Below are 23,003 nucleotides of genomic sequence, written 5' to 3'. Positions count from 1 at the left end.
GCGCATTTCCTGTTAATCTTTGCGGCGTGATTCGGCGGGCCTTGAGGAGGGCCAAAGGGGTTTTGGCCAAAGATCGTGACAATCTGGCAGGCGATCTCGGCGCGGAAAGCACCGGCGGTTTGTTCACAGGCCTGCTTGCCGAGGAAGACGAATTCGACCGCCGCACGCTGTGGCGCCTCGGCTCCTGGGGTTTTGCCGCGGTCGGCGCGGTCACGCTCGCGGTCCTCGCCAACCAGTCCTCGCTCGGGTGGCGGCGCGACCAGGTTGCCGGCGCCGAGGTGGCGCGGCAGGCGCAGCAGATCCAGATACTCACGAAGGAGAGCCAGAACGAAGCGCGGCGGCTTGCGTCCGCGATCGAGACGCTCAACTCCGACCGCGACCGGCTCTACGCCCGCGTCACCGTGCTTGAGCAAGGACTGGATTCGGTTACCGGCGCGATCACAAAGCAGAGCACGGCGGCCGCGCCACAGCCCGCCCCCTCACCATATCCTGCGTGGGTGCAAGAGCCGGCAGCGCATTCTGCCTCGGCCCCCGCCCCGGTCGTGGCCCCAGTCGCGGCAACGACACCCGCTCCAACCGCGCCCGAGAAACCAGCCGCCGAAAAGCCCCCGGTACTGGCTTCGGACAAACCGCCGGCCGCTGCGAGCGAGAAGCCGCCCGTGGAGAAACCGCCGGTCGTTGCTGTCAACACAGCGCCCGCCGCCGCCGTGCCAGCCAGCAATTCGGACCCGGCCGGTGCCCCGGCAGCGTCATTGCCCGCGATGCCGCTCGTCGCCGCAAAGTCGATGATCGGACCGCCCGATCCTGCCGCGAGCAAGCCAGTCGAGCCGGCCAAGCCCGCTGCCACGGTCACCGCCAGCCCCATGCCCGAGGTGGTCGCCGCGGCGCCTGCCGCTGGTGACGCGGAGAAAGCGAAAGAGGACGCCAGCGCGCCGAAAGCCGAGGTGCAGCATACCGAATTCGGCGTCGATCTCGGCACCGCCAATTCGGTGCCGGGGCTGCGCGCGCTGTGGCGGGGCCTGTTGAAATCGCGCTCGAACGCGCCGTTGTTCAATTTGCGCCCGATCATCGTCATCAAGGAAGGCGCCAACGGGCTCGGCATGCAGCTCCGCCTGGTTGCCGGCCCGCTGCGCGACGCCGGCGCCGCGGCGAAGATTTGCGCGGTGCTCGCCGAGAACGGCCGCGCTTGCGAAACCGCTGTTTTCGACGGTCAGCGCCTGACGCTCAAGGACGAGCCGCCGCCGGCCACGACAACTCCCAACAAACCCGCACCACGCCGGCACGCAGCACCGAAACGAGCGGCGGCAGCTCCGGTGGCGGTCGAGGAGCCGCCGAAGAAGCCGGAGCCACCTTCCGCGGTCTCGGCGATCACCTCGATGTTCGGTCGCAAGGAGCAATAATGGCGTGACCGCAAGACATTGCGGCGACATTTTCACCCGCTTTCACGCCGCCTGAAGCGGCTTGTCCTGATCCTCTTTCCCGACCATATTCGCGCGATGACAAAGAGCCCGTTCCGCCTTACGCCCTATCAGGTGCAATTCCTGCTGATCGTCGGTTTCCTCGCCGTCGGCTACGCGCTTTACCTGCGCTATCTCGTGATCGAATTCTCAACCGTCGCGCTCGCCTGCGATGCGGGCCTGCAGACCATGAACTGCAAGATGCGGGTGCTGGCGACGAGCCTGTTCCGGAATTCCGTGTTCGGCATCGTCGCGCTCGTCATCGCGACCCTGCACGTGCTGCGGCCGTCGATCGTCCTGATGACCGGCGGGCTGATCGCGGCGGGGTTCGGGATCGTGCTCTACAATGTCGCGCTGTCGGGGATCGCGATCGGCCTGCTCATTTTGGGCTTTGCGCGACCCGCGCCCGCCACAGCGTAAGCGCCAGCAACACATACATCGCGCAGGTCCAGACCGACTGCCAGTTGTCGGTCCCCTCGTTGAGGAAGGTATAGCCGGCGGCAACCAGCAGAAGGCCGGCGAACACGGCCTCCGCGATCGGCCTTACGCCCTCCTGCGGCCGGTTGAGCAGCATCAGCAGCGCAAACGGCACCACAGCCATGGTGAGCGAGGCGAACGGAAAGTCCTTGTAGCGCGGGTCGAAAGTGAACCCGAGCGCTGTTTCCGCCCCGATCACGGTCGTCACGATCAGCGACAGGCCGAGCAGCGCTGTGAGCAAGGTGCCGTGCCGGTACTGCCGCGGCCCGAGCAGTTCGAGGAAGGTCGGCAGCGACTTCCCCGCCATCAGCGCGTGAGCCGACAGGATCGGCGCAAAGACGGCCGCCGCAAGCAGCGTTCCCCATTGCACCCAGCCGCCGGTCCCGTAGCTCTCATAGATCATCTTGTCGATGGCAACCCCGAGCAGGATCCCGGCGCTGGTTGAGGAGATGCCGACCGCGATCCAGGACATGATCCGCGGCGCCCATGGCCGCCGCCGGACCGCCAGCCAAGCCACGAGGAAGGTGACGAAGCCCAGCCCAAGGCCAGCGCCCATGTACCATTTCCAAAGCGGGTAATTGCTGATGGCGACGCCAGGCGGGTACTTCACCACACGGTTGACGGAGTCGAACAGGCCCCAATAGCCGCCGACCGTACCCTCGAGCTGGCGCTTCCAGGGCTGGTCATAGGCCTCGATCAAGTTGACGCGGAAACCCTCGCGCTTGGCGAGATCGAGGATTTCCGAGACGATCCGCGCCTGGTTGGTGCGCGACGGCAGCGCGCCCTCGCGCATCCTGCCCATGCTCGGCCAGCCGGTCTCGCCGATCAGGATCTCCTTGTTCGGGAACGCCACAGCCATCCGCTTGCGGATGGCATCGACATGGGCGGCGGCGAATTTCGCCCGCACCGGCATGTCTTCCCAGTAAGGAAGGATGTGAATGGTGACGAAATCGACGGCGTCATAGACCTCGCGGTTGCGCAGCCAGAATTCCCAGACATCGGCATAGGTCACGGGCACCTGGACCTGCGCCTTGACCGCGCGGACATAGGCGGCGAGATCCGCGGTCGTCATTTCCCCGCGCAGCAGCACTTCATTACCGACCACCAGCGCCGTGATCACGCCCGGATATTGTTTGGCGAGCCCGACCGCGACCGCAATCTGCGTCTGGTTCTTGATCCGGTCGCTGCCGAGCCAGATGCCCTGGATGACCTTCAGCCCGACCTTCGCCGCGATACCCGGTACCTGGTCGAGCCCGTTCTCGATCGAATAAGTGCGCACGCACTCGGTGACCTTGGCGAGATCAGTCAGATCCTGCTCGATCTGCTCGGCCGGAATGTGCGTGGTGCGGATCAGCGGCGTCTGGGTGTCGCGGAACGGCGCATAGGAGACGCATTGCAGCTTTGCATTGGGATCGATCGGCGCGCGCGACAACGTAATCGGCGTGGCGAGCCACCACCACACGGCCGCAATCATACCCAGCGATATCAGGAGAAGCGCCAGTGGCGTACGAAGAGAAATCAGTTCCATCCTCCGGGGACCGTCGATTAACCGGTCAGGCACCGTCTGCCAAGAGCACGAGTCGGGCAATACCAAGGTTGTCCTGCGACAGTTTTGCGCTGGTGCGATAAAGTTGTGACTTTGCTGGACAAAATCTGAAATACCGGTCATGGGATTCCGCCAGCGTCTCCGCCGCACTGGAGACCTATTTGGACGGCATTACGCCATGGCCGTTTGGGATGATTTGTTGGGCGGGAAATCGATCGGGGAAGGTATGGGTGGACGGGTGCTTCAGTTCAAAATCGCGGTCTTGCGCCATTTCGCCACTGCCGGCCTCGCGCTTCTGATCGGTACCGGAGCCGCTTTCTCCCAAAGCGGCACGCCGAATCCGCAGGAACAGTCGAAGCAGGGAAACGCTCCGTCCGACGCCACCAAGGACAACCAGCGTAAGACCGACGAATTCGTCGAAGCCACGCAGGCGATCAACGGCCCGGCCGGAAACCCGGAATGCGTCTGGCTCGGCCGGCGCGTGGTGCGGCTGATGTGGCTTGACGACCTCGATACCGCCTTCCGTCACCTCGACCTTTACGACCGCTTCGGCTGCCCCGGTGGTCATGTGCAGGCGACCTTCCGATGCCTAACCCGGTTCGGCGCTACCATCGACGACAAGGTGCCGCGCAGCCTCGACGGCCGCATCCATGCTTGCTGGATCAACCCCGGCGCCCAGCCGCCGGCGGCCGCGGCCGCCGCGGCGGCAGCGCCCGCCCCGCAAGCGTCGCCCGCCACGGCTGGCAACGCCGCGCCGGCGCCCGCCGCCTCACCTTCTCCAGCGCCGTCGGCCTCGCCGTCGCCGGCTGCGAAATAACCGCCTTCGACTTTGGAACGATCGCGACTTCCGTCATTTGAGCTGCGTGGCGCCCTCAAAACGCCATGCGGTCATATCAGTTGTGGAATCGCGTGGCAGGATTATCTTGCAGTTTACCGCCATGTCGGTCGAACCTAGGGGACGGGTTCGCTTTCTCCTTCATAGCAGGCCCCGTATGGTTTAGCCGCGATGCGCGCTGTCGCCGCCGTTCTGTTGCTTGTTACCGCTGTGCATGCCGCGCTGTGGGGCCTTCTCCAGGAGAAACAGCAGGCTCCTGATTTCCGCGGCATGCTGCCGAGCGTCTCCTATGCGCCGTTCGATGGCAGCGCGCATCCTGACGTCGACAATATCCCCCAGGCCGAGAAGATTCGCGCCGACCTGAAGAAGCTGTCGACGATGACGCGCGCGATCCGCCTGTACTCGTCGACGGGAGGCGTTGAACTGGTTCCGCCGATCGCCGCCGAATTCGGCTTGAAGGTCATGGTCGGCGCCTGGATCGACAAGAACTCCGAGCGCAACGAGCGCGAGATCGACGCCGCGATCAACCTCGCCCGGCGCAACAGCAACGTGATCGGCGTCGTCGTCGGCAACGAGGTGATCTACCGCGGCGAGCAAAAGATCGACGACCTGATCGAGATGATCAAGCGCGTCAAGAAATCGGTCAATGTCCCCGTCACCACTGGCGAAATCTGGAACATCTGGCGCGACAATCCGCAGCTCGCCAATTCCGTCGATTTCATCGCCGCCCACGTCCTGCCCTACTGGGAGAACTTCACCGCACAGCAGGCCGTCGACCAAGCGGTCGCGATGTTCCAGCTCCTGCGCGACCAGTTCCCGGGCAAGCGCATCGTGATCGCCGAATTCGGCTGGCCAAGCGCGGGCTACAATCTCCGGAACGCCGAGCCCGGTCCGTTCGAGCAGGCCTCGGTGCTGCGCAATTTCGTCACCCGCGCCGAAGCCATCGGCATGGACTACAACATTGTCGAGGCGATCGATCAGCCCTGGAAATTCTTCGAAGGCGGCGTCGGCCCCTATTGGGGCATCCTGAATGCGTCCCGCGAGCCGAAATTCGCCTGGACTGGGCCGATCGTCAACGAGAACTACTGGAAGCTCGCGCTGCTCGCCCTCCTCGTCGGCATCCTGGTGTCGCTGCCGATCCTGCGCCTGGAACGTCCGACGGTGATGCAGGCTTTGATGCTCTCGGCTGCTGCCAACGGCGTCGGCGCCTGGGTTGCGACCGTCTTCGCCTATTGGGCCGGGCACTATTTCGTGTTCGGCTCGGCATTCGCGATGACGCTCGGCCTGATCCTTCTCGTCCCGCTGATCCTGATCGCGATGGCGCGGATCGAGGAGATCGCCGATGTTGCCTTCGGCCGCGGCCCCCACCGGCTGATCCAGAAGAGCGCAGCCGTTGCGCCCGCCACGATCGGCGAGCAGGTCACCTTCCCCAAGGTTTCGATCCACATCCCCGCCTATTTTGAGCCGGTGGAAATGCTGAAACAGACGCTCGATGCCGTGTCGCGGCTCGACTACCCCAATTTCGAATGCGTCTGCATCATCAACAACACGCCAGATCCGGCGTTCTGGCAGCCGATCCAGGATCATTGCCGCGCGCTCGGCGAGCGCTTCAAGTTCATCAATGCCGAGAAGGTCCAGGGCTTCAAGGCCGGCGCGTTGCGCATCGCCATGGACCGGACCGCGGCGGACGCCGAGATCATCGGCATCATCGATGCCGACTATGTCGTGCATCCAGACTGGCTGAAGGACCTCGTGCCGGTCTTCGCCGACCCGCGCGTCGGCCTGGTGCAGGCGCCGCAGGAGCATCGCGACGGCGACCGCTCGCTGATGCACTACATCATGAACGGCGAATATGCCGGCTTCTTCGACATCGGCATGGTCCAGCGCAACGAGCACAATGCCATCATCGTGCACGGCACGATGTGCCTGATCCGCCGCGCCGCGATGGACATGGCCGGCGGCTGGTCCAGCGACACCATCTGCGAGGACACCGATCTCGGGCTTGCCATCATCGAGCGCGGCTGGCTGACGCATTACACCAACCAGCGCTACGGCGAAGGCCTGTTGCCCGACACCTACGAGGCCTTCAAGAAGCAGCGGCACCGCTGGGCCTATGGCGGCTTCCAGATCGTGAAAAAGCACTGGCGGCGTTTCCTGCCGGGCGCGAGCCGGCTCTCGCCCGACCAGCGACGCGAATTTTCGCTGGGCTGGCTGAACTGGCTGGGCGCCGAAAGCCTCGGCGTGCTGGTCGCAATCCTCAACCTGATCTGGGTGCCGATCGTCGCCTTTGCCGACATCGCCATCCCCGACAAGATTCTGACGCTGCCGATCATCGCCTCCTTCGTCGTCTCGCTCGCGCATTTCGTCGTGCTGTACCGACTGCGGGTCAAGGTGAAGGCGGGCCAGATGCTGGGCGCCATGATCGCGGCGATGAGCGTGCAATGGACGGTGTCGCGCGCTGTGGCGCAGGGACTGATCACCGAGCATCTGGCGTTCGCCCGCACCTCCAAGGGCGGCCTGTCGCGGATGTCGATCGAATTCCAGGCGTTCTGGGAAGCGGTGATCGGCGTCCTCCTCTTGGTCGGCGCCGCCGTCCTCATCGCCACCAACGGCTTCAAGCAGGTCCGCGAGATCTACATCTTCGCCGGCGTGCTGGTGCTGCAGAGCCTGCCGTTCCTCGCCGCGGTCGCGATCGCGATCCTGGAGAATTCGCGCATCAACTCGTTCTCGTTCTGGCGCAACAGCGCCATCCGCACCGCGGAACTGATCGGTCTGCGCCCGGTCGCCATGCCCACGATCGCTGCTCCTTCCCAGCAGGCCGCCTCCGAAATCCGCCGCGACGCCAACTGAGCCGCTATCTGGCCGTGGATCGATTTCACGGCCGGGCTTGAAGGAGCGGAGCTAACCACCAGCTATCTCAGGGAAATCCCGGGCGCGCACGACCACGCATTTGCCGCCCTTTGCGCTATTGACCCGTCGGCCCCCGCCCCCTACACAGCGCGGGCTGGAGCATGATCCGGAAAAGCGGGAGTCGGTTTCCGGCGGATCATGATCAGACAAGGACCGGAACGGGATGACGGCTTCGAACGTCGTCACGCTCCGGGAAGTGAGCGCGTAGCTCAGGCGGTAGAGCACGTGACTTTTAATCATGGGGTCGTGGGTTCGAGTCCCACCGCGCTCACCAAAAATCAGAATATAATCAGCACCTTAAATTCTTCTCATTCCGTTCTAGGCGCAAGCGGTCGACAATTCTCGGCTCCGAGTTGGCAAACCCTCGTTCGAAGTTCGTTCGCGGCATCCCCGTTAGCGGTTTTCGCCGCGCCGACCGCATGCCCTAGCGGCTTGCCGCAGCGAGCCCGCACGGCGCATTCTCACGGCATGGGCACCAAGTCACGCGAGCGCATCTATGGCGCATCCGTGCGTTCTTCAGTCCGATGATCGCCATCTGGGTCGACGGGCGGCGCAGTCGCTTCCTGAGACGCAGCCGATGACGGCGACGGGGAAGGTGCTGCGGCGGGATCTGCCCGCGAGCGTAGATTCTCTTCGGCAAATTCGACACGATAGGCAAATGCAAAAAACTGCTTCTCACGCCGCGGGCCTGCACCGCGCCTCGCTCAACAAGCTCCACGATTTGGACGCGGCGCTGGAGCTCATGTACTATGGCTGGCGCGGTATGACGCTCTCGGCCGACCAGTATCTTGCCACGCTTGGCCTATCACGCCCGCACCATCGCATTCTCTATGTCGTCGCACGGCGGCCCGACATCTCGATCGGCTCGCTGATCGAGGTCCTCGGCATTTCCAAGCAAGCTTTGAACCGGCCGCTCGGCCTGTTGCTCGAGCGCAAACTCCTGACATCGAAGCGGTCGCCCGAGCAGCATCGATCCAAATTGCTGCGCCTGACGCAGGCAGGGCAACGCATCGAACAACGGGCATCGGGCTACGAGCGGGAGGTCCTGCGTGAGGCATTTGATCGTGCTGGCCCGTCCGGCGCGGCCGCGTGGATGGCCGTTATGGAAGCCATCGCCGACAACAACTGACTGCGCTCTCAGGTCAACATGATTGACGTCACTGTCGCACCGTGCCACTCTTCGGCAGTTGCACTCGGGGAGGCCAGAAGCATGAGCGGACGGACAATGGACCGGGCGACCGCTGGGCGCTTTGTCGAGGCGTGGTGCGCCAACTGGTGCAAGGTTGATATCGACGCCGTCGTCTCGCATTTGGCCGAAAACGCCGAGATGCGCAGCCCCCTGGCGCTCAAACTGACGGATTCTCCCGTGGTCGTTGGCGCCGAGAACATTCGCGCCTACTGGCGCAAGGCTTATGGAGGCATCGAAAACGCAGACCTGAAAATCCTGGACTGGAGCTGGGACGAAACGATTGCGCGCCTAACGGTGTGGTGGCAACTGGGCGACACGCGCGCCAGCGAGTTCATGGACTTCGATGATGCCGGCCGTGTGGTGCGCAGCGAAGCCTTCTACGGAAAGTAGCCCATGCGATTCTCGGATTTCGTCCTGCTCCTCAACGCACTCTGGTTCGGCGGCGCATTCATCCAGTTCAGCATTGCCCAGCGCAATACGCTGAAGATCCTGGTGCCCCGGGAAGAGCGCGGAAATCCGATTGCGCCGACCTTGTCGGCCAGCGTGGCATTTCTGGGCGGGATCAATCTGCCAATCGGCCTGTTGTCGCTTTATCTGCTCGCCCGGCCGCCCTTCTTTCAGGCGATTGACGCGCAGCTTGCGCTGTTCCTGTTCTTCGCCGCGTGTCACTTCAGCCAGTTCGCCTATAACCTCCCGGTCCTGATGCGCGGGGGACGCGTCGGGGTGGCATACTGGCCCGTATTGAAGGGCCCGATGCTCAGGATCTTCGTCATCGATGCGACGCTGTTCGTGGCAAATCTTGTCGCGGTTTTGCTGCTGGCGTCGCGTTCCTGATGCTCCGCCCTCATGCCGGTGTCGCCTTCCAAGAGCGGCATGCCGCGCGCGATGGCACGGCCCGCCGCTACGCTTGACCAGGCCGTGGCGATCGAGGACCGTCGCCCATAACAAGTGCGGCCCGCTCTCGCTGGACCTGCCGGCCTTCCAGCAGGCCGAGACGCCGCTGATTGAGACTGTCAGTCGGGGATCGTGGAGCGAGTTAATCACCCATGGACAGAATCTCACCGGCTTGTGTGGGGAATTTCAGCGCGTTTGGGCCACTAATCAGTTGTTGACCCCAGCAGGGATCCTCCCATGGAGTTGCCTGCACCAGCTTTGTTGGCGGGCGTCTTTCTTGTCGGCGCTCTGGTTGGCTATGCCGTCAGAGCGTTTATGTCCGCCAGGCGTCGGACTCGAGCCCGCAACCGGCGGCATGATTTCAAATAACTCACTCCCACGACGCCCCGTAGCCTGCTCGGGCGAGGATCGATCCAACAAAAGTGATGGGGGCCGAGTGGAATTTTATGATAGTTTTATGACAGCACGACTGACCTACCCATTTACCGTTTGGAAATGCTTCTCTTTCCCCCGAGTTGGACCACAACGAACGAGGCAGCAGAGCCTCGTCGATTGGAGCGAGTAGCCCGCGAACAAGCTGCGCTGTGCCTCCTCGACGAGTCGCGCAACGCCATGCTCGAGATCGCCGGCAACTACACGAGAGCCGCAGCGGTTTCCCAGACGTCTTCACCCCTTCTCGCGGGCTTATTCGCCTGGTGGTGGAGGTTGGTGTGTGGGTAAGAGCGCCCCTTTGGGGGGCGCCCTTCGCGCTTTCAGGGCAGCGTGATATATCCTCACTCGTTTGCACGCTAAAGGTGTGTCGTAAAAGACTCACTCGGCATTAAATTCGGCCGGGCTCCTGCTCGCGCTCACGTTTTCATTTCGCACGAAACTCGCTGGCGGCGATGCAGACCTGATCTCGTTTTCCTCCGCAGGGCGCCCAACTACACGAACCTATCCCTCCAGGAGGAAGTGAAATGAAGTTCGTTGCAGTTGCCTTGACCACTTTGGCCATGCTCTCGCTGACCTTCGTGCCGGCAGATGCCGCCAAGCGTCACCACCGCGCCCACCACGCGAAAAATTACGGTAACCCGAACGGCACAGCCGGTGGCCCGACCTCGCTGAGCGGCACGGGATCGTCGCAGTACGGAGGATCAAGCCCGGGTACCGCGGGCAAGAACTGATCCGCTGCAGAGTGTCTCTCTCCCTATCGCGCGGCGACTATGATGTGCGGATGTCTGGCCCTTGATCCCGACGCCTTGCACGTATTCGCCGCCGCAGCCGAACTCCCCGCGGATTGTGGCCTGATCTTGTCGCTTGCGTGGCGGACTGTGTCAGGCGCCGGAACGTTTGCATCGCACGAAACCATTTTCCACTGCCGACGAAAAAGTCCTGAAACAAAGTGCGAGCTATCTACGTTTCAAAAGGAAAACAGGGATGGCTAACATGCAGTTCATATTGGACCTGTTCTGGGAACAATCGTGCAGCAGGTATCTCGCCTCCCTGGCACAACGGGAGATGCAGCAATGATCGAGACCTCTGCAGCAATCCTCGCGCTGGTGAGCGTGGGAATTTTCCTGGCGCATGCACTCGACGCTTATCGGATGGGTTAGCGCAGGTACATTCCATTTGGGTGCGGACCCCAGTTCACTACTGCTCTGATCTGGGGCCCGTTGTTTTACGGCATGCTTGGCCGGCTCCTTGCCGACGATACCGGCGGCATGCTCTGGGTTGATCGCGCCTAATCGGGCGTAGCTCAGCGTATGGCTCCAGCCTTGTTCTAATGCTCCGGGAAACGTTCGCGACTTCACGCGTTTGAGCAAGGGGCGAACACAGGAGGAGCACAGATGCGAACTTCGATTTTCGCGCTGCTTGTCGCTCTGGGAACCACCATCGGGATGCCCGCGACAGCACAGCAGCAACAGCAGTCGGCACCTAACAATCCTCAGATGCAGGATGAGGCCGATAAGGGCGTCAAGACGCGCAATTCGGGAGAGTCCGGCTATGTGGCGGACCAGGAGAAGCCGGGCGCGTCGCCGACCGCTCCTGGTCGGCCGAACAGCCAAACAACTGGCTCCGGCGCAGGAACCGAAGCCCCGACGGGTCCTGGCTCAGGTGGCAGGTCCCGTTAGTCTGCGCAGATCCGCCATCGCACTGCTTTCCGCGCCAGGAGATCCGAATGACCACCGCGGCAAAGCTCCTCGCGCAAAAGCAGCAATTGCTCGAGCGGCTGCAGGAGAATCCCGGCGCGAACGAACGCGCCGAGATCGAGCGCCTGCTCGAGCAGATCGACGCCGCGTTGAATCTGCTCGATGAAGCCGGCCCCAGCGGCTCCGGCGAAGAGCCCGACTAGATCATGATCCGATTAGACGGAATCGGATCATGATCTCATCTCTTTGTTTGAGCATGATCTTTTCGGAAAACCGGTTTCCACTTTTCCGGATCATGCTCTAACGCGGGTCGGATGGCTGCCTACAAAATCGCCTTGCCGGAACTGGATCTCGGCGCTTTCCTTAAGATCGTGGGTCCTTGGGGCGACACCTAGGTTTCACCTGGCCTCGCGCCATCCACCCGCAAGAGCCCCTGCCTTCCTCCCGGTCGGTGGGGGTTTTGTTTTCATCAAGCGGATTGGCCGGAAGAAAAAGTATAAGATGGGCCCGTGAGGAATTGCTCCAGCTCATTTCGAGGAAGCGCTATGGATAGTGATTTTGTCGGTTACCAGCATGCGATGCTTGTTCTCATGCGCCACATATTGGCCGAGCAAGCACTGCAGAGCGGCGAGGAGCCGATGCAGTGGCTCCGCAACTTCAAGAGCCGGGTGGTCCAGGACATCAAGGGAACGTCAGGTCCTTCGGAGCAGGACGAACTGGCTGTGATCCCGGTGTCTCTTGCCGTTATCGACGACGTTTTTGCCGACGTGATGTAGTTTGAGAACGAGCGCTCTCGGCACAAGCGGGCCTGTCACCCCTCGCCGCCAAGCGCATTCATGCGGGAGATGTTGAGGATTTCCGCCTCGCCGCTGCCAACGCGGACAACGTCTCCCACGCTCCTGCCAAACAGCGCCCGCGCCAACGGCGAGGCATGCGAGACGGTGCCGTGAGCAGGATCCGCCTCGTCCTCGCCGACGATCCGAAAGGTCTGTTGTCGACCGTCATCGCGGAGGATCGTAACGGCGTGTCCGAAGCGAACCTGGCTGTCGTCCTCGGGCTCTGCCACCACATTGGCGGAGGCGCGCCTCGCGCTCCAATAGCGCAGGTCACGTGAGGCGCTCGCGATCGCCGAGCGGTCGCCTTCCGCCTGTGCCGCCGCCAACGCCTCTTGCGCGGCCGCGACTGCGGTCTCGATCTGGGCAAGGCCTTCCCTGGTGACATCGTTTCGCGCGTCCGAGATCGGCCGATCGGGAAGATCGTCGAGATTACCCTCGCCTTCCCTGACAAAAGCGCGGCTCATGTTGCTTCCATGCGCGTCCGGCCAAAGCGCGGATCGCCCATCACCTTGCCCTTGCGATCATTCTCTTCTGGCATCTTCGACTCCGAGAGTGGAGATTTCCAACGGCACTGAACCGGTGTCGTTCCTCGACTTCAATCGGGATAATTCGGCATCATTCTTAGGAAAATCCGGAACGCCTCGCAGACTCCCAAGTTATCGTCCCGTCGATTGGGACGACATGATCCACCTTCCCAAGGGCCCCGGCGATTGTCCCCCGAGCAAGCCGGGGCCCGACTTTTTGAGAAGCAAAGATTGAGCCCGCTGAATTTCGTCGCACCGAGCGATGCGGACACATCGCGATATCACGACAATATCAGCAGACCATTCGACTCTGGTGAGGCAAGTCCACGATGAGGGGCGCAGAGATTCACTATAGCCGCTGGCCATGCAGCACCAAGGGATTGAGTTCACCGTCGAGAAAACCAGGCAGCGCCACGTCTGGCGCTGGGTATTCTGGATCGGCGATCAAGCGAGGACCGGCCTGATGCGAACGCCATTGGAGGCGCTCGCGATACGCCGGACGCAAACGCTGATTGATCGCGAGTTGAAAAAGCGGGCTCAGGAGAATGCCTGTTAGAGCCTGATCCGGAAAAGTGGAAACCGGTTTTCCCTCGCGACAAACGCGAAGCGTTTGCGCGGAGATCATGCTCCAACAAAGAGATGAGATCATGATCCGATTCCGTCCAATCGGATCATGATCGAAAGCGAGGTCGACGCGCCCGGCGTCTCGATCTTCGCGAACCACCCAAAACAAAAAGGACGAGGCCCGGTCAACCCTAGAGACCGGGCCTCGTCGCATCATCCCCCGCCCCATCAGCGCGATGATGTCTGGTGGAACGGTCGTGTCATACGCAAAATCCGCGGCGCGATCCATCCGGGCTACTACGGGACGCGTCGAGCATTTGCGATCGGCGTAGCATGACAGAACGGTCCAGCAAGCTCTGCCTGGATTCGTCACCGGCTCCTGCGATTGCGCTGCAGCAGCAGTTTGCCTCTGCAACCTCTCGTTTAATTGATTGAATTTCTAGCGGCGCGCCCCGCACACATTAGAAAGCACTCATGGAGGCTGCCGTGCTTGCCGAGAAATTCTTCCTGCTGCTGGAGACGCTGAGGAGCCACACCGAGACCGACGGAAGTCAGCGCGTGGTCAGCACGTCGCCGCACATCCCGCTCCAAATCCCCGAGGCGCAAGTCATCTTGGTCTACCCGTCCAGGGCTGACACGGGACGGCGGCACGGTTTGAATAGCTGACGTGAACCACGTCACAGCGGTCGGCGCTCCGGCGCGCTAGACAGCGCGCCGAAGAACCGCGGTGCCGCCATGGAAAACAAGCTCGACCTGCCCACGATCATCGCCGCCGTCGTTGTCGCGGGCTACGCGGCGATCATGCTGGAATATGTTGCTCACGAGGATCTCGGCTTTTCCACCACGCAGATCCGGCACGTCGCGATGATCGCCGCGGTGCTTGCCGGCATGTGGGTCGCGATGGACATGCTGCGCTCGAATCCGGACGAGGTCGAATGAAGATGGCAATCCGGATGATCAGCGGCTTGAAATGCAACCCTGGCGCTATTTTGTCCTAGGTGTTCTGCGACGAATCAGACCTACTGGCATCTTGATCGATTCTCACGCGGTTTGGCGGCATGACCCAGCCAGAGATCTTGGATCAAGACATCCGCGTGCTGCAGGAATGGCGTCGTGCCGCCTGGCAGCAACTCGCCGACCCCTCGCTCACCGCTTTCGGCCGGCGCGAGCTGCGCAACCAGATGAAGCAGCACAACGCCGATTTGCGCGCCTGTCTCGCGCGCGTCACCACGGCGCAGCCGAAGCAGAGCGCGCAGCCGGAGCGCGGCTTCGCAAGACCGGAGATGCGGATTCTCGCTTGGCGCTAGACTTCTGATTCGATCAGAACCGAACATGCGCCAGGCCGTCAGGCCCGGAGCATCCATCTGCGTCGCTCTATCGCCAGCTATTGCGGTCGCCAAGTTTATACCGCCGCTCCCCCGCTTCACGATGTGACGCCCCTCACACCGACCCGAACCTGTGTTAACACCTTCGCGCGGCGCGGCTGTTCCGGACGGCGTCGGCAAGCCGCAGCCAAACCGGTTGCGCTTCCTATATGTTCGGTGCTGTCGCCGCTGAGCGTCAAAGAAGGTTTAATCGTGCTTTATCTGGAACTTGCGATCGTTTTTGTTCTGATCGTCGTCAATGGCCTGCTTGCGATGTCGGAACTGGCGATCGTCTCCTCCCGGCCGGCAAGGCTGGCGGGATTGGTCGAAAAAGGCGTGAGCGGCTCGCGGCAAGCGCTGACGCTTTCATCGGACCCGGGCAAATTCCTTTCCACCGTGCAGATCGGGATTACCCTGATCGGGGTGCTCTCGGGCGCTTTTTCCGGGGCAACGCTTGGGCAGCGGGTGTCGCAATGGCTGCTGGGGCTCGGTGTCTCCCCGACGCTCGCCGATGCCGCCGGCGTCGGTCTTGTCGTCACCGTCATCACCTATGCCTCGCTGATCGTCGGCGAACTCGTGCCTAAGCAGATTGCGCTGCGCGATCCGGAAGCGATTGCAGTCAAGGTGGCGCCGGCCATGGTGTGGATGGCGAGGATCTCGCTGCCGCTGGTTTGGCTGCTCGACCGCTCCGGCAAGTCGCTGCTCTGGCTGCTCGGCCATGGCGGCGAAGCCGAAGAGAAGGTCAGCGAGGAAGAAATCAGGACGCTCGTGGTCGAAGCCGAAAATGCCGGCGTGCTCGAGCCCGGCGAAAAAGAGATGATCGCGGGCGTGATGCGGCTCGGAGATCTCCCGGTCGGCGCGGTGATGACGCCGCGCCACGAGGTCAGTTCGATCGACCTCTCCGATCCCCCTTCCGAGATCCATGCGACGCTGCTCAAGACCAACCATTCGCGCGCGGTCGTGTTCGACGGCAATCGCGACGTTGCACTTGGCATCGTGCAAGCCAAGGATCTGCTCGATGCGTATCTGTCCGGGGGAACGCCGGACATCCGCTCGCTGGTCCGTCAGGCGCCGGTGATTCCGGAGACCGTCGACGCACGCGACGTGATCGCGATCCTGCGCGATTCCGCCGTTCATATCGGGCTGGTGCACGATGAATACGGCACCTTCCAGGGCGTGGTGACGAGCGCCGACATCCTGGAAGCGATCGTCGGCGCGTTCCACACCGAGGAGGGGCCGGCCGAACCCGCCTCGGTCAAGCGCGATGACGGCTCCTACCTGATCTCGGGATGGATGCCGGCGCTCGAATTTGCCGACCTGCTCGGCATCACCCTGCCCTCGCCGCGGCCCTACCAGACCTTTGCGGGCTTCCTGCTGCAGGAATTCGGCGCCATCCCCAATGTCGGCGAGAAGGTCACGGCCCATGGCTGGCAGTTCGAGATCGTCGATCTCGACGGCCGGAGGATCGACAAGGCCTTGGCCAGCCGCGTGGAAGAGGCATGATCGAGCTCTCGTAGCCTGGGAACCCCACCGGTTCCCGGCCCCGCCATGACCGCTGTTGCGCACCCGTCCCATGCGCCAGACCGGCTCGCTGCAGCGCCGTGCTGTTGATAACCAGGAACTTCTCCATCCCCGGCGGCAGGACAATCGGCTGCCCTGTGCTATCGGCATAACGGCAAGATCAGGTACGGAACACAGATATGCGGATTACCCTCGTCGGTTCCCGCCATTTCGGCGTGGCGACCTTGAATATGCTGCGCCAACGCGAAGTCGATGTCGTCAGGGTCGTGGTGCACGATGGAGAAGACCGGCTGGCGGCGGCCGCCCGGGCCACAGGGATCGATGTGGTGGTGCAGGCCAATCCAAAGCTCGTCGTAGCCTCCGAGATCGCCCCCAACACCGATCTGATCGTAACGGCCCACAGCCACGCCCGCGTCAGCAAGGAAGCGCTGGCCGCCGCGAAACTCGGCGGGATCGGCTACCATCCCTCGCTACTGCCCCGGCATCGCGGCATGGCTGCCGTGGAATGGACCGTCAAGGAAGGCGATCCGATCGCCGGCGGCAGCATCTATCATCTCGCCGACCGCATGGATGCTGGCGCCATCGCGGCGCAGGACTGGGTGTTCGTCAAGAAGGGCGAAACCGCGCGAGAGCTCTGGGAGCGTGCGCTGGCGCCGCTGGGGCTCCGGCTGCTCGCCGAGGTGATCGACTACGGCAGAGCTCACGGCAGCCTTCCCGCCAAGCCGCAGGATGAGCAATTCGCGACCAAGGCACCGAGTCTCTCGGACGCCAGGCACTGAACGCCTAAGGTCTGCCGCAGGAATCGAACGCACCCTTCTCCCGGGTGCGCCGATTCACGATGCGCATTCACTATGCAAGTTCACCATGATGTGTTTGATCTCACAGGAACTTTTTGCCTTCCACAGGACGGCCCATTTTGAACACATTGTGTCCGGATAAGCTAAGTTGATCACATAAATTTCAAGGAAATCTGATCCATGCGTCCTGACCGCATTCGCGCGCTCTTGTTTGCGTCCTTTCTCGGTTCTGCTGCCCTGATTTCTGCCCCTGTTTCGGCCCAGCAGCCCTATGACGGCCTCTGGCAGGTCACCGTTGTCACCAAAACCGGAACCTGCGAGCCTTCGACCTCTTCCACGGTTACGGTCACGGACGGTCAAATCTCCGCGCCGGGCGCCGGCATCTCGGGCAGGGTCGGCCGTGAGGGCCTTGTGCGAGTCTCGATCAATGGTGCATATGCCAACGGACAGCTCAGTGGCAACTCCGGATCGGGGAAGTGGAATGGGGCATCAGCAGGCGTACCGTGCAGCGGTCGATGGGAAGCTTCCCGTCAGTAAGATCCACCGGACCTCGAAGCTGTTCCCCTCCGCACGGCGGCTGACCTTCGCGGCGGCATTTGCTGCGGCAACGTTTACAGTCTCCCCCAGCCATGCTCAGTCGGGCCCGTTTGCCGGAATGGCCGGCACTTGGTCTGGCGGTGGCAGCGTGACCTTGGACGACGGCTCCAGGGAGCGCATCCGCTGCCGCGCCGTCTACCGCGTCGGCGGCGTCAACATGGCGATGTCGTTGACCTGCGCCAGCGACGCCTACAAGTTCAACCTGCAAGCCGATGTGGTCGCCCAGGGCGGCGCGATCTCCGGCAACTGGACCGAGGCCAGCCGCGGGATCAGCGGCAGCCTGCAGGGCCGCGGTGGCGGCGGTAATTTCCAGGTGGCCGCCAATGCTGGCGGGTTTAACGCCAACCTCAGCATGCGAACGAGCGGCAACAAGCAATCCGTCAGCATCAGGGCCGACAACGGGTTCCGCGAAGCGAACATCTCGCTCTCGAGATAGCTCGCGCGCGCCGGTCGCCCGCGGAAGCGGGCGACAATTCAGGAAACCCGTTTAGCTCGTCTTCGGCTTCGTCAGCCGCTCGGCGGTGTCCTTGATGGTCTTGGCGATCAGCAGGGCCTGCTCCTTGTTGAACGCAAAATCCTGCACGCCTTTGTGCGTCGTCAGCGACAGCACCATGATATCGGGCTGATGTTCGGGCCAGCCGGTGGCGAAGCCGGTCACGATATCCGCTGACGTCTTACGGTTTGCCATTCTCACCACCCTATGCCGCGGGGACGAAGGCGGTGACTTCGATCTCGACCTTGGCGCGTTGATCGACCAGGCCGTCGATATAAAGCAAGGTGGATGGCGGGAAGTTGCGCCCCAACGTCTCCTTCCAGGCCGCGCCGATCCCGGCGCCCGCAGCCTCGTATTCAGCGCGATTGGTCAGGTACCAGGTCAGGCGCACGATGTGCTCAGGCCCGGCGCCGGCTTCGCTCAAGAGCTTGATGATCCGCTTCAGTGCAGTGGCGACCTGCGCCGCCATATCCGGCGCGTAATCGCCCTTCTCATCGCCGCCGGTCTGGCCCGCCAGCACGATCCATTTGCCTGATGCGTCGAAGCTGACGCCGTGCGAGAAGCCGCGGGGTTTCGACCATTCGGCCGGTTGCAAGACATGCATGAATTTATCCTCCCAGATCATGATCCGATTAGACGGAATCGGATCATGATCTCATCTCTTTGTTTGAGCATGATCTCCGCGCAAACGCTTCGCGTTTGTCGCGAGGGAAAACCGGTTTCCACTTTTCCGGATCATGCTCGAATGCGGGACGATGCTTAGCACCGAACGGACGGTCACGGCAAAGCTGAAGGACCTGCATCGCTGCCTTCCCGGAATTGCGAGTTGCAAATCGCGTGGGCCTCGCCGATACGGATGTTCCCGCTCGCCCCCTCTCCTTTTTCCGCATCACCGATGGACCGCACCCCTTCCAAGACCAAGGCCGCGCTGTGGATGGCAGGCTGGCTCACGCTGATGCTGGTGATTGCGATTTCCGGCCGCGAAGCCATGCGGGACATGAACGTGTTTCAGCTCATGGAAGCGCGCTCGATCCTCGGCTTCTTCATGCTCTACCCGCTGATCCACGCGAGTGGCGGATTTTCGATCCTGAAGACCGCGCGCGTGCACATGCACATCGCGCGCAATTTGATTCATTACGGCGCGCAGCTTGGCTGGTTCTTCGCGCTGACGCTGATCCCGATCGGCCAGGTGGTGGCGATCGAATTCACGATGCCGATCTGGACGGCGATCCTCGCCGCAGCCTTCCTCGGCGAGCGCATGACGATGTGGAAGATCACGGCGATCGTGCTTGGCCTGATCGGCGTGATCATCATCGTCCGCCCCGCCACGGGCGAGGTCAATCCGGGCCAACTGATCGCGCTTGCGGCTGCCGTGGGTTTCGGCATTTCGGTTGCGATGGTGAAGTCGCTGACCCGCACCGAGCAGACGCTGGCGATCATCTTCTGGATGCTGGTCGTGCAGTCGGCCGCAGGCCTGTTGCCGTCGCTCTATGTCTGGACATGGCCGCCGGCGCATGTCTGGGTTTGGGTCGTCCTGATCGCCTTCTGCGGCACTTTTTCGCACTACTGCATGGCGCGCGCGCTGCTGCACGCGGATGCGACCGTCGTGATTCCGATGGACTTCCTCCGGGTGCCGCTGACCGCGACCGCGGGCTGGCTGATCTATTCGGAACGGCTCGATCTGTTCACCGTGCTCGGCGCGGTGCTGATCCTGGCCGGTAATCTCCTGAACTTGAAACCGAACGCGCCGGCTCACGCGCGCGCGGGGACCTGACGATCGACGCGCTTGTGACGTAGATCACGTAGCTGCGGCGCGTTTCATGGCATGCCTTATGGCGACGCGATTCTCTCGTCGACGCAGCGGTATTTTTATGCTGCGCGAACGATGGTGTTTTCGTGTAGGCTGACGCAACGCGATAGAGTCAAAGTCTTTTCGATTCTGCTGGGGGATTTCAATGCGCAGCCTTACCCTCCTCGCCTCGCTGATCTGCATGGCGCTGACCGCAACCGCCGCCCATGCCGAGCGACGCGTCGCCTTCGTCGTCGGCAACGGCGCCTACAAAAACGTGACGCCGCTGCCCAATCCGACCATGGACGCCAAGTCGATGGCGAGCGCATTGCGCAATGTCGGCTTCGAAGTGGTCGAGGGCACCAACCTCACCCGCGACAAAATGACCGAGAAGCTGCTCGACTTCGGCAAGAAGGCGCAGGGAGCCGATGTCGCGGTGTTCTACTATGCCGGCCACGGCATCGCGATCGGTGGCACCAACTATCTCCTGCCTGTCGATGCCGACATCAAGTCGGAGATGGACGTCAAGCTCGGCGCGGCCATCAACATCGACCTCACGCTCGACCAGACCATGAGCGACGCCAAGGTCAAGCTGGTGTTCCTCGATGCCTGCCGCGACAATCCGTTCGCCGCCAAGATCAAGTCGAACTCGCCGACCCGCAGCGTCAACGTGCAGGCCGGCCTCGCCGAAATGAAATCCGGCGAAGGCACGCTGATCGCGTTCGCAACCGGCCCGGGCCAGACCGCGCTCGACGGCCAGGAAGGCGCCAACAGCCCGTTCACGCGCGCACTGATCGCCAACATCACCCAGCCCGGCGTCGAGATCCAGCAGGCGATGACCAAGGTCCGCGCCCAGGTCAACGAGGAGACCAACAAGGGCCAGTTGCCCTGGGGTCACACCAACCTGATCGGCTCGGTCTATCTCAACGGCGCGCCGGCGAACAACCCGGCCACCGCGGCGGGCACGCCTGCGGCATCGACCGCGGTCGCAGCCGCGCCGAGCTCGGACGTCGAGCTCGAGTTCTGGCGTTCGATCAAGGACTCCAACAAGACCGAAGAGTTCAACGCCTATCTCTCGAGCTATCCGAACGGCCAGTTCCGCTCGCTCGCGCTGGCCCGCATCGCCGCGCTTGAGAGCGGTGCGGCACCGAGCACGCAGACGCGCAACCTCACCGCCGGCATCGATCCTGCGACCTTCACCGAGGAAGCGAGCCAGGTCACCGAGGACCAGATCGGCCTCGACAAGGGCCAGCGCCGCGACGTGCAGCGCCGCCTGAACGGGCTCGGCTTCGACGTCAAGGCCACGGGCAAATTCGACGAGCCCACCCGCGCCGTGATCACGCGCTGGCAGGCCGCGCGCGGCTATCCCAAGAGCGGCTACCTCAACAGGCTGCAGCACAAGGCGCTGCTGACCGAGGTCGTGGCGACCACGTCGACGAGCTCGAGCGATGAAGAGCGCCCACGGCGCCGCGCCAGCAGCGGTGGTGGCGGCAGCGCTCCCCCTCCCCCCCGCCACCACGGCGGTGGCATCGATCCGGGAGCAGCCTTCGTCGGCGGCGTCGTGGGTGGCATGCTGGGCGGCGCGTTCCGTCGCTAACGCCCTTGGAAGCGTTCAACGAAAAGCCCGGCTCCTGCCGGGCTTTTCTGGTTTCTGGCGGCTCCTCGTTGGAGCTACTTCCCCGCCGCCTTGCGCAACGCCTCGTTGATGCGGTCCTGCCAGCCCGGGCCGCTCTCCTGGAACCATTCCAGCACGTCCTGATCGATGCGCAGCGTGACCTGCTCTTTCACTCCGGGAGCGGCGTTCTTCTTCGGCAGCGCTTCGGCCACCTTGGTGGTGGCGCGCTTGAACGCCGCCTCCGCCTCGCTGCGGGCGTCGTTCAGCGTGCGCGGTCGCCTGGGTTGATCGGCCATTGCTAGATCCCTTCAAACAGCACGGTCGACAGATAGCGCTCGGCGAACGACGGCACCACAGCCAAGATGGTTTTCCCCGCCGCTTCCGGCCGCTTGCCAATCTCTAGCGCCGCAGCGATCGCCGCCCCTGAAGAGATGCCGCCGGGAATGCCCTCGTTGCGCGCCAGTGCGCGCGAGGTCTCGATTGCGGTCGTGCTGTTGACCTTGACGATCTCGTCGATCACGGAACGATCGAGGATGTCAGGAACGAAACCAGCGCCGATGCCCTGGATCTTGTGCGGCGAATGCTGGCCGCCTGACAGCACCGAGCTCTCCTCGGGCTCGACTGCGACGATGCGCAGCGACGGCTTGCGCGGCTTCAACACCTGCCCGACGCCCGTGATAGTGCCGCCGGTGCCGACGCCTGCGACGAAGTAGTCGATGTTTCCGCCGGTATCGTTCCAGATCTCCTCCGCCGTGGTGCGACGATGGATCTCGGGGTTGGCGAGGTTCTTGAATTGCTGCGGCATCACCGCATTGGGCGTCGTGCGCACCAGCTCTTCCGCGGCCGCGATCGAGCCTTTCATGCCCTGCGCCGCCGGCGTCAGCACGAGCTCGGCGCCAAGGAACGCCAGCATCTTGCGGCGCTCGATCGACATCGATTCCGGCATCACCAGTTTCAGCCGATAGCCGCGCGCGGCCGCAACGAACGCCAGCGCGATGCCGGTATTGCCCGAGGTCGGCTCGATCAGCACGGTGTCGGCATTGATGATGCCGGCCTTCTCCATCGCGATGATCATCGCCGCGCCGATACGATCCTTCACGCTCGCCGCCGGATTGAAATATTCCAGCTTGGCGAGGATCGTCGCGTGCGCGCCGTGGGCCTGCGGCAACCGACGCAGGCGGACGATCGGCGTGTTGCCGATCGCATCCACGATGGAGTCATAGACCAGCCCTCGTCCCGGTCGTTGCACTGCACGCGTAGTTGAAGGCGCATCCATCGCGGGGCTCCCTGACAAAAATGTGCCGCGAAAATCGCGGTTCTCGTTAGTTAGGAACGGAGCACGCCGCAGCGCAAGAAGGGAAATAATCGATTAACAAATCGCTGCATCGCAATAGCGAAATGTTTCTAAATCGCGATAAACCAACGTATTTGTGTTGCGACAACGTCAAATAAATCGGTGTATAAGT

27 protein-coding genes and 1 tRNA gene are annotated in these 23,003 nt (G+C 62.9%); 21 read left to right on the top strand and 7 right to left on the bottom strand.

Going from position 1 to position 23,003, the window contains the following annotated elements; genetic code table 11:
* Positions 1–62: 62 nt before the first annotated feature.
* Positions 63–1,400 carry a hypothetical protein gene (locus OZ411_RS05600; protein WP_282527134.1) on the top strand — a complete coding sequence of 446 codons (1,338 nt, stop codon included), beginning with the start codon at positions 63–65 and terminating at the stop codon, positions 1,398–1,400.
* A gap of 96 nt (positions 1,401–1,496) precedes the next feature.
* The gene (locus OZ411_RS05595; protein ID WP_282527133.1) at positions 1,497–1,877 is read left to right on the top strand and encodes a hypothetical protein; all 381 of its coding nucleotides are present in this window, start codon (positions 1,497–1,499) and stop codon (positions 1,875–1,877) included.
* On the opposite strand, the gene OZ411_RS05590 is transcribed toward OZ411_RS05595, so the two are convergent.
* The gene (locus tag OZ411_RS05590; RefSeq protein WP_282527132.1) at positions 1,837–3,462 is read right to left on the bottom strand and encodes a beta-(1-6) glucans synthase; all 1,626 of its coding nucleotides are present in this window, start codon (positions 3,460–3,462) and stop codon (positions 1,837–1,839) included. The two genes, OZ411_RS05595 and OZ411_RS05590, sit on opposite strands and share 41 nt — an antisense overlap.
* Positions 3,463–3,706: 244 nt before the next feature.
* Between OZ411_RS05590 and OZ411_RS05585 the strand changes: the two genes are divergently transcribed.
* From OZ411_RS05585 to OZ411_RS05540, 10 genes are all read left to right on the top strand, one after another.
* A complete protein-coding gene (locus tag OZ411_RS05585) occupies positions 3,707–4,297 on the top strand; it encodes a beta-1-3, beta-1-6-glucan biosynthesis protein (protein WP_282527156.1) in 591 nt (196 codons plus the stop codon).
* Positions 4,298–4,486: 189 nt separating this feature from the next.
* Positions 4,487–7,165, top strand: coding sequence for a glycosyltransferase (locus OZ411_RS05580; RefSeq protein ID WP_282527131.1), 2,679 nt, complete (start codon positions 4,487–4,489; stop codon positions 7,163–7,165).
* Between the two features lie 258 nt (positions 7,166–7,423).
* Positions 7,424–7,499: transfer RNA gene (locus tag OZ411_RS05575), tRNA-Lys, on the top strand.
* Between the two features lie 384 nt (positions 7,500–7,883).
* A complete protein-coding gene (locus OZ411_RS05570) occupies positions 7,884–8,354 on the top strand; it encodes a MarR family transcriptional regulator (protein WP_028165529.1) in 471 nt (156 codons plus the stop codon).
* An 81-nt stretch (positions 8,355–8,435) separates the two neighbouring features.
* Positions 8,436–8,804 (top strand): nuclear transport factor 2 family protein, encoded by a 369-nt coding sequence (locus OZ411_RS05565; RefSeq protein ID WP_165421226.1) that lies wholly within the window; start codon positions 8,436–8,438, stop codon positions 8,802–8,804.
* Positions 8,805–8,807: 3 nt separating this feature from the next.
* Positions 8,808–9,248: a hypothetical protein gene (locus tag OZ411_RS05560; protein ID WP_130580144.1), complete on the top strand. Its 441-nt coding sequence runs from the start codon at positions 8,808–8,810 to the stop codon at positions 9,246–9,248.
* A 1,016-nt stretch (positions 9,249–10,264) separates the two neighbouring features.
* Complete coding sequence (locus OZ411_RS05555) at positions 10,265–10,471, top strand: hypothetical protein (protein WP_130580143.1); 207 nt, start codon at positions 10,265–10,267, stop codon at positions 10,469–10,471.
* A 663-nt stretch (positions 10,472–11,134) separates the two neighbouring features.
* The gene (locus OZ411_RS05550) at positions 11,135–11,419 is read left to right on the top strand and encodes a hypothetical protein (protein ID WP_165421225.1); all 285 of its coding nucleotides are present in this window, start codon (positions 11,135–11,137) and stop codon (positions 11,417–11,419) included.
* 47 nt (positions 11,420–11,466) lie between these two features.
* A complete protein-coding gene (locus tag OZ411_RS05545) occupies positions 11,467–11,640 on the top strand; it encodes a hypothetical protein (RefSeq protein WP_165421224.1) in 174 nt (57 codons plus the stop codon).
* A 342-nt stretch (positions 11,641–11,982) separates the two neighbouring features.
* Complete coding sequence (locus OZ411_RS05540) at positions 11,983–12,213, top strand: hypothetical protein (RefSeq protein WP_028165532.1); 231 nt, start codon at positions 11,983–11,985, stop codon at positions 12,211–12,213.
* Between the two features lie 35 nt (positions 12,214–12,248).
* Here the strand turns inward: OZ411_RS05540 and greA are convergent, their stop codons facing one another.
* The gene (greA, locus tag OZ411_RS05535; RefSeq protein WP_282527130.1) at positions 12,249–12,737 is read right to left on the bottom strand and encodes a transcription elongation factor GreA; all 489 of its coding nucleotides are present in this window, start codon (positions 12,735–12,737) and stop codon (positions 12,249–12,251) included.
* A gap of 409 nt (positions 12,738–13,146) precedes the next feature.
* A complete protein-coding gene (locus tag OZ411_RS43350) occupies positions 13,147–13,650 on the bottom strand; it encodes a hypothetical protein (RefSeq protein ID WP_165421223.1) in 504 nt (167 codons plus the stop codon).
* 185 nt (positions 13,651–13,835) lie between these two features.
* On the opposite strand from OZ411_RS43350, the gene OZ411_RS05525 reads away from it, so the two are divergent.
* From OZ411_RS05525 to OZ411_RS05495, 7 genes are all read left to right on the top strand, one after another.
* A complete protein-coding gene (locus OZ411_RS05525; RefSeq protein ID WP_207234510.1) occupies positions 13,836–14,027 on the top strand; it encodes a hypothetical protein in 192 nt (63 codons plus the stop codon).
* Positions 14,028–14,096: 69 nt separating this feature from the next.
* Positions 14,097–14,300 carry a hypothetical protein gene (locus OZ411_RS05520; protein WP_130580140.1) on the top strand — a complete coding sequence of 68 codons (204 nt, stop codon included), beginning with the start codon at positions 14,097–14,099 and terminating at the stop codon, positions 14,298–14,300.
* 119 nt (positions 14,301–14,419) lie between these two features.
* Positions 14,420–14,668 (top strand): hypothetical protein, encoded by a 249-nt coding sequence (locus OZ411_RS05515; RefSeq protein ID WP_282527129.1) that lies wholly within the window; start codon positions 14,420–14,422, stop codon positions 14,666–14,668.
* Between the two features lie 270 nt (positions 14,669–14,938).
* The gene (locus OZ411_RS05510; protein WP_130580138.1) at positions 14,939–16,228 is read left to right on the top strand and encodes a hemolysin family protein; all 1,290 of its coding nucleotides are present in this window, start codon (positions 14,939–14,941) and stop codon (positions 16,226–16,228) included.
* Positions 16,229–16,425: 197 nt separating this feature from the next.
* Positions 16,426–17,025, top strand: coding sequence for a formyltransferase family protein (locus OZ411_RS05505; RefSeq protein WP_130580137.1), 600 nt, complete (start codon positions 16,426–16,428; stop codon positions 17,023–17,025).
* A gap of 198 nt (positions 17,026–17,223) precedes the next feature.
* Complete coding sequence (locus OZ411_RS05500) at positions 17,224–17,580, top strand: hypothetical protein (protein ID WP_080663820.1); 357 nt, start codon at positions 17,224–17,226, stop codon at positions 17,578–17,580.
* Entirely contained in the window at positions 17,525–18,076 is a 552-nt protein-coding gene (locus tag OZ411_RS05495) for a hypothetical protein (protein ID WP_165421222.1), read from the top strand. The genes OZ411_RS05500 and OZ411_RS05495 overlap by 56 nt, the downstream gene beginning before the upstream one ends.
* Before the next feature lie 51 nt (positions 18,077–18,127).
* Here the strand turns inward: OZ411_RS05495 and OZ411_RS05490 are convergent, their stop codons facing one another.
* Complete coding sequence (locus tag OZ411_RS05490; protein ID WP_282527128.1) at positions 18,128–18,328, bottom strand: hypothetical protein; 201 nt, start codon at positions 18,326–18,328, stop codon at positions 18,128–18,130.
* 10 nt (positions 18,329–18,338) lie between these two features.
* Positions 18,339–18,737, bottom strand: a complete 399-nt coding sequence (locus OZ411_RS05485; RefSeq protein ID WP_028165541.1) for a RidA family protein — start codon at positions 18,735–18,737, stop codon at positions 18,339–18,341.
* A 291-nt stretch (positions 18,738–19,028) separates the two neighbouring features.
* Here OZ411_RS05485 and OZ411_RS05480 point away from each other — a divergent pair, with 291 nt between their 5' ends.
* Together OZ411_RS05480 and OZ411_RS05475 are read left to right on the top strand one after the other, a co-directional pair.
* Positions 19,029–19,907 carry a DMT family transporter gene (locus OZ411_RS05480; RefSeq protein WP_282527127.1) on the top strand — a complete coding sequence of 293 codons (879 nt, stop codon included), beginning with the start codon at positions 19,029–19,031 and terminating at the stop codon, positions 19,905–19,907.
* Between the two features lie 181 nt (positions 19,908–20,088).
* Complete coding sequence (locus OZ411_RS05475) at positions 20,089–21,519, top strand: caspase family protein (protein ID WP_282527126.1); 1,431 nt, start codon at positions 20,089–20,091, stop codon at positions 21,517–21,519.
* A gap of 74 nt (positions 21,520–21,593) precedes the next feature.
* Here the strand turns inward: OZ411_RS05475 and OZ411_RS05470 are convergent, their stop codons facing one another.
* Entirely contained in the window at positions 21,594–21,833 is a 240-nt protein-coding gene (locus tag OZ411_RS05470) for a BrnA antitoxin family protein (protein WP_130580131.1), read from the bottom strand.
* A 2-nt stretch (positions 21,834–21,835) separates the two neighbouring features.
* Positions 21,836–22,813, bottom strand: a complete 978-nt coding sequence (gene cysK / locus OZ411_RS05465) for a cysteine synthase A (RefSeq protein ID WP_282527125.1) — start codon at positions 22,811–22,813, stop codon at positions 21,836–21,838.
* Positions 22,814–23,003 lie beyond the last annotated feature (190 nt).

The sequence above is a fragment of the Bradyrhizobium sp. Arg237L genome (genome assembly GCF_029990105.1).
Lineage (GTDB): Bacteria > Pseudomonadota > Alphaproteobacteria > Rhizobiales > Xanthobacteraceae > Bradyrhizobium.
Note: the sequence above shows the minus strand (reverse complement) of the source record. Positions and strands in the feature narration are given on the sequence as shown.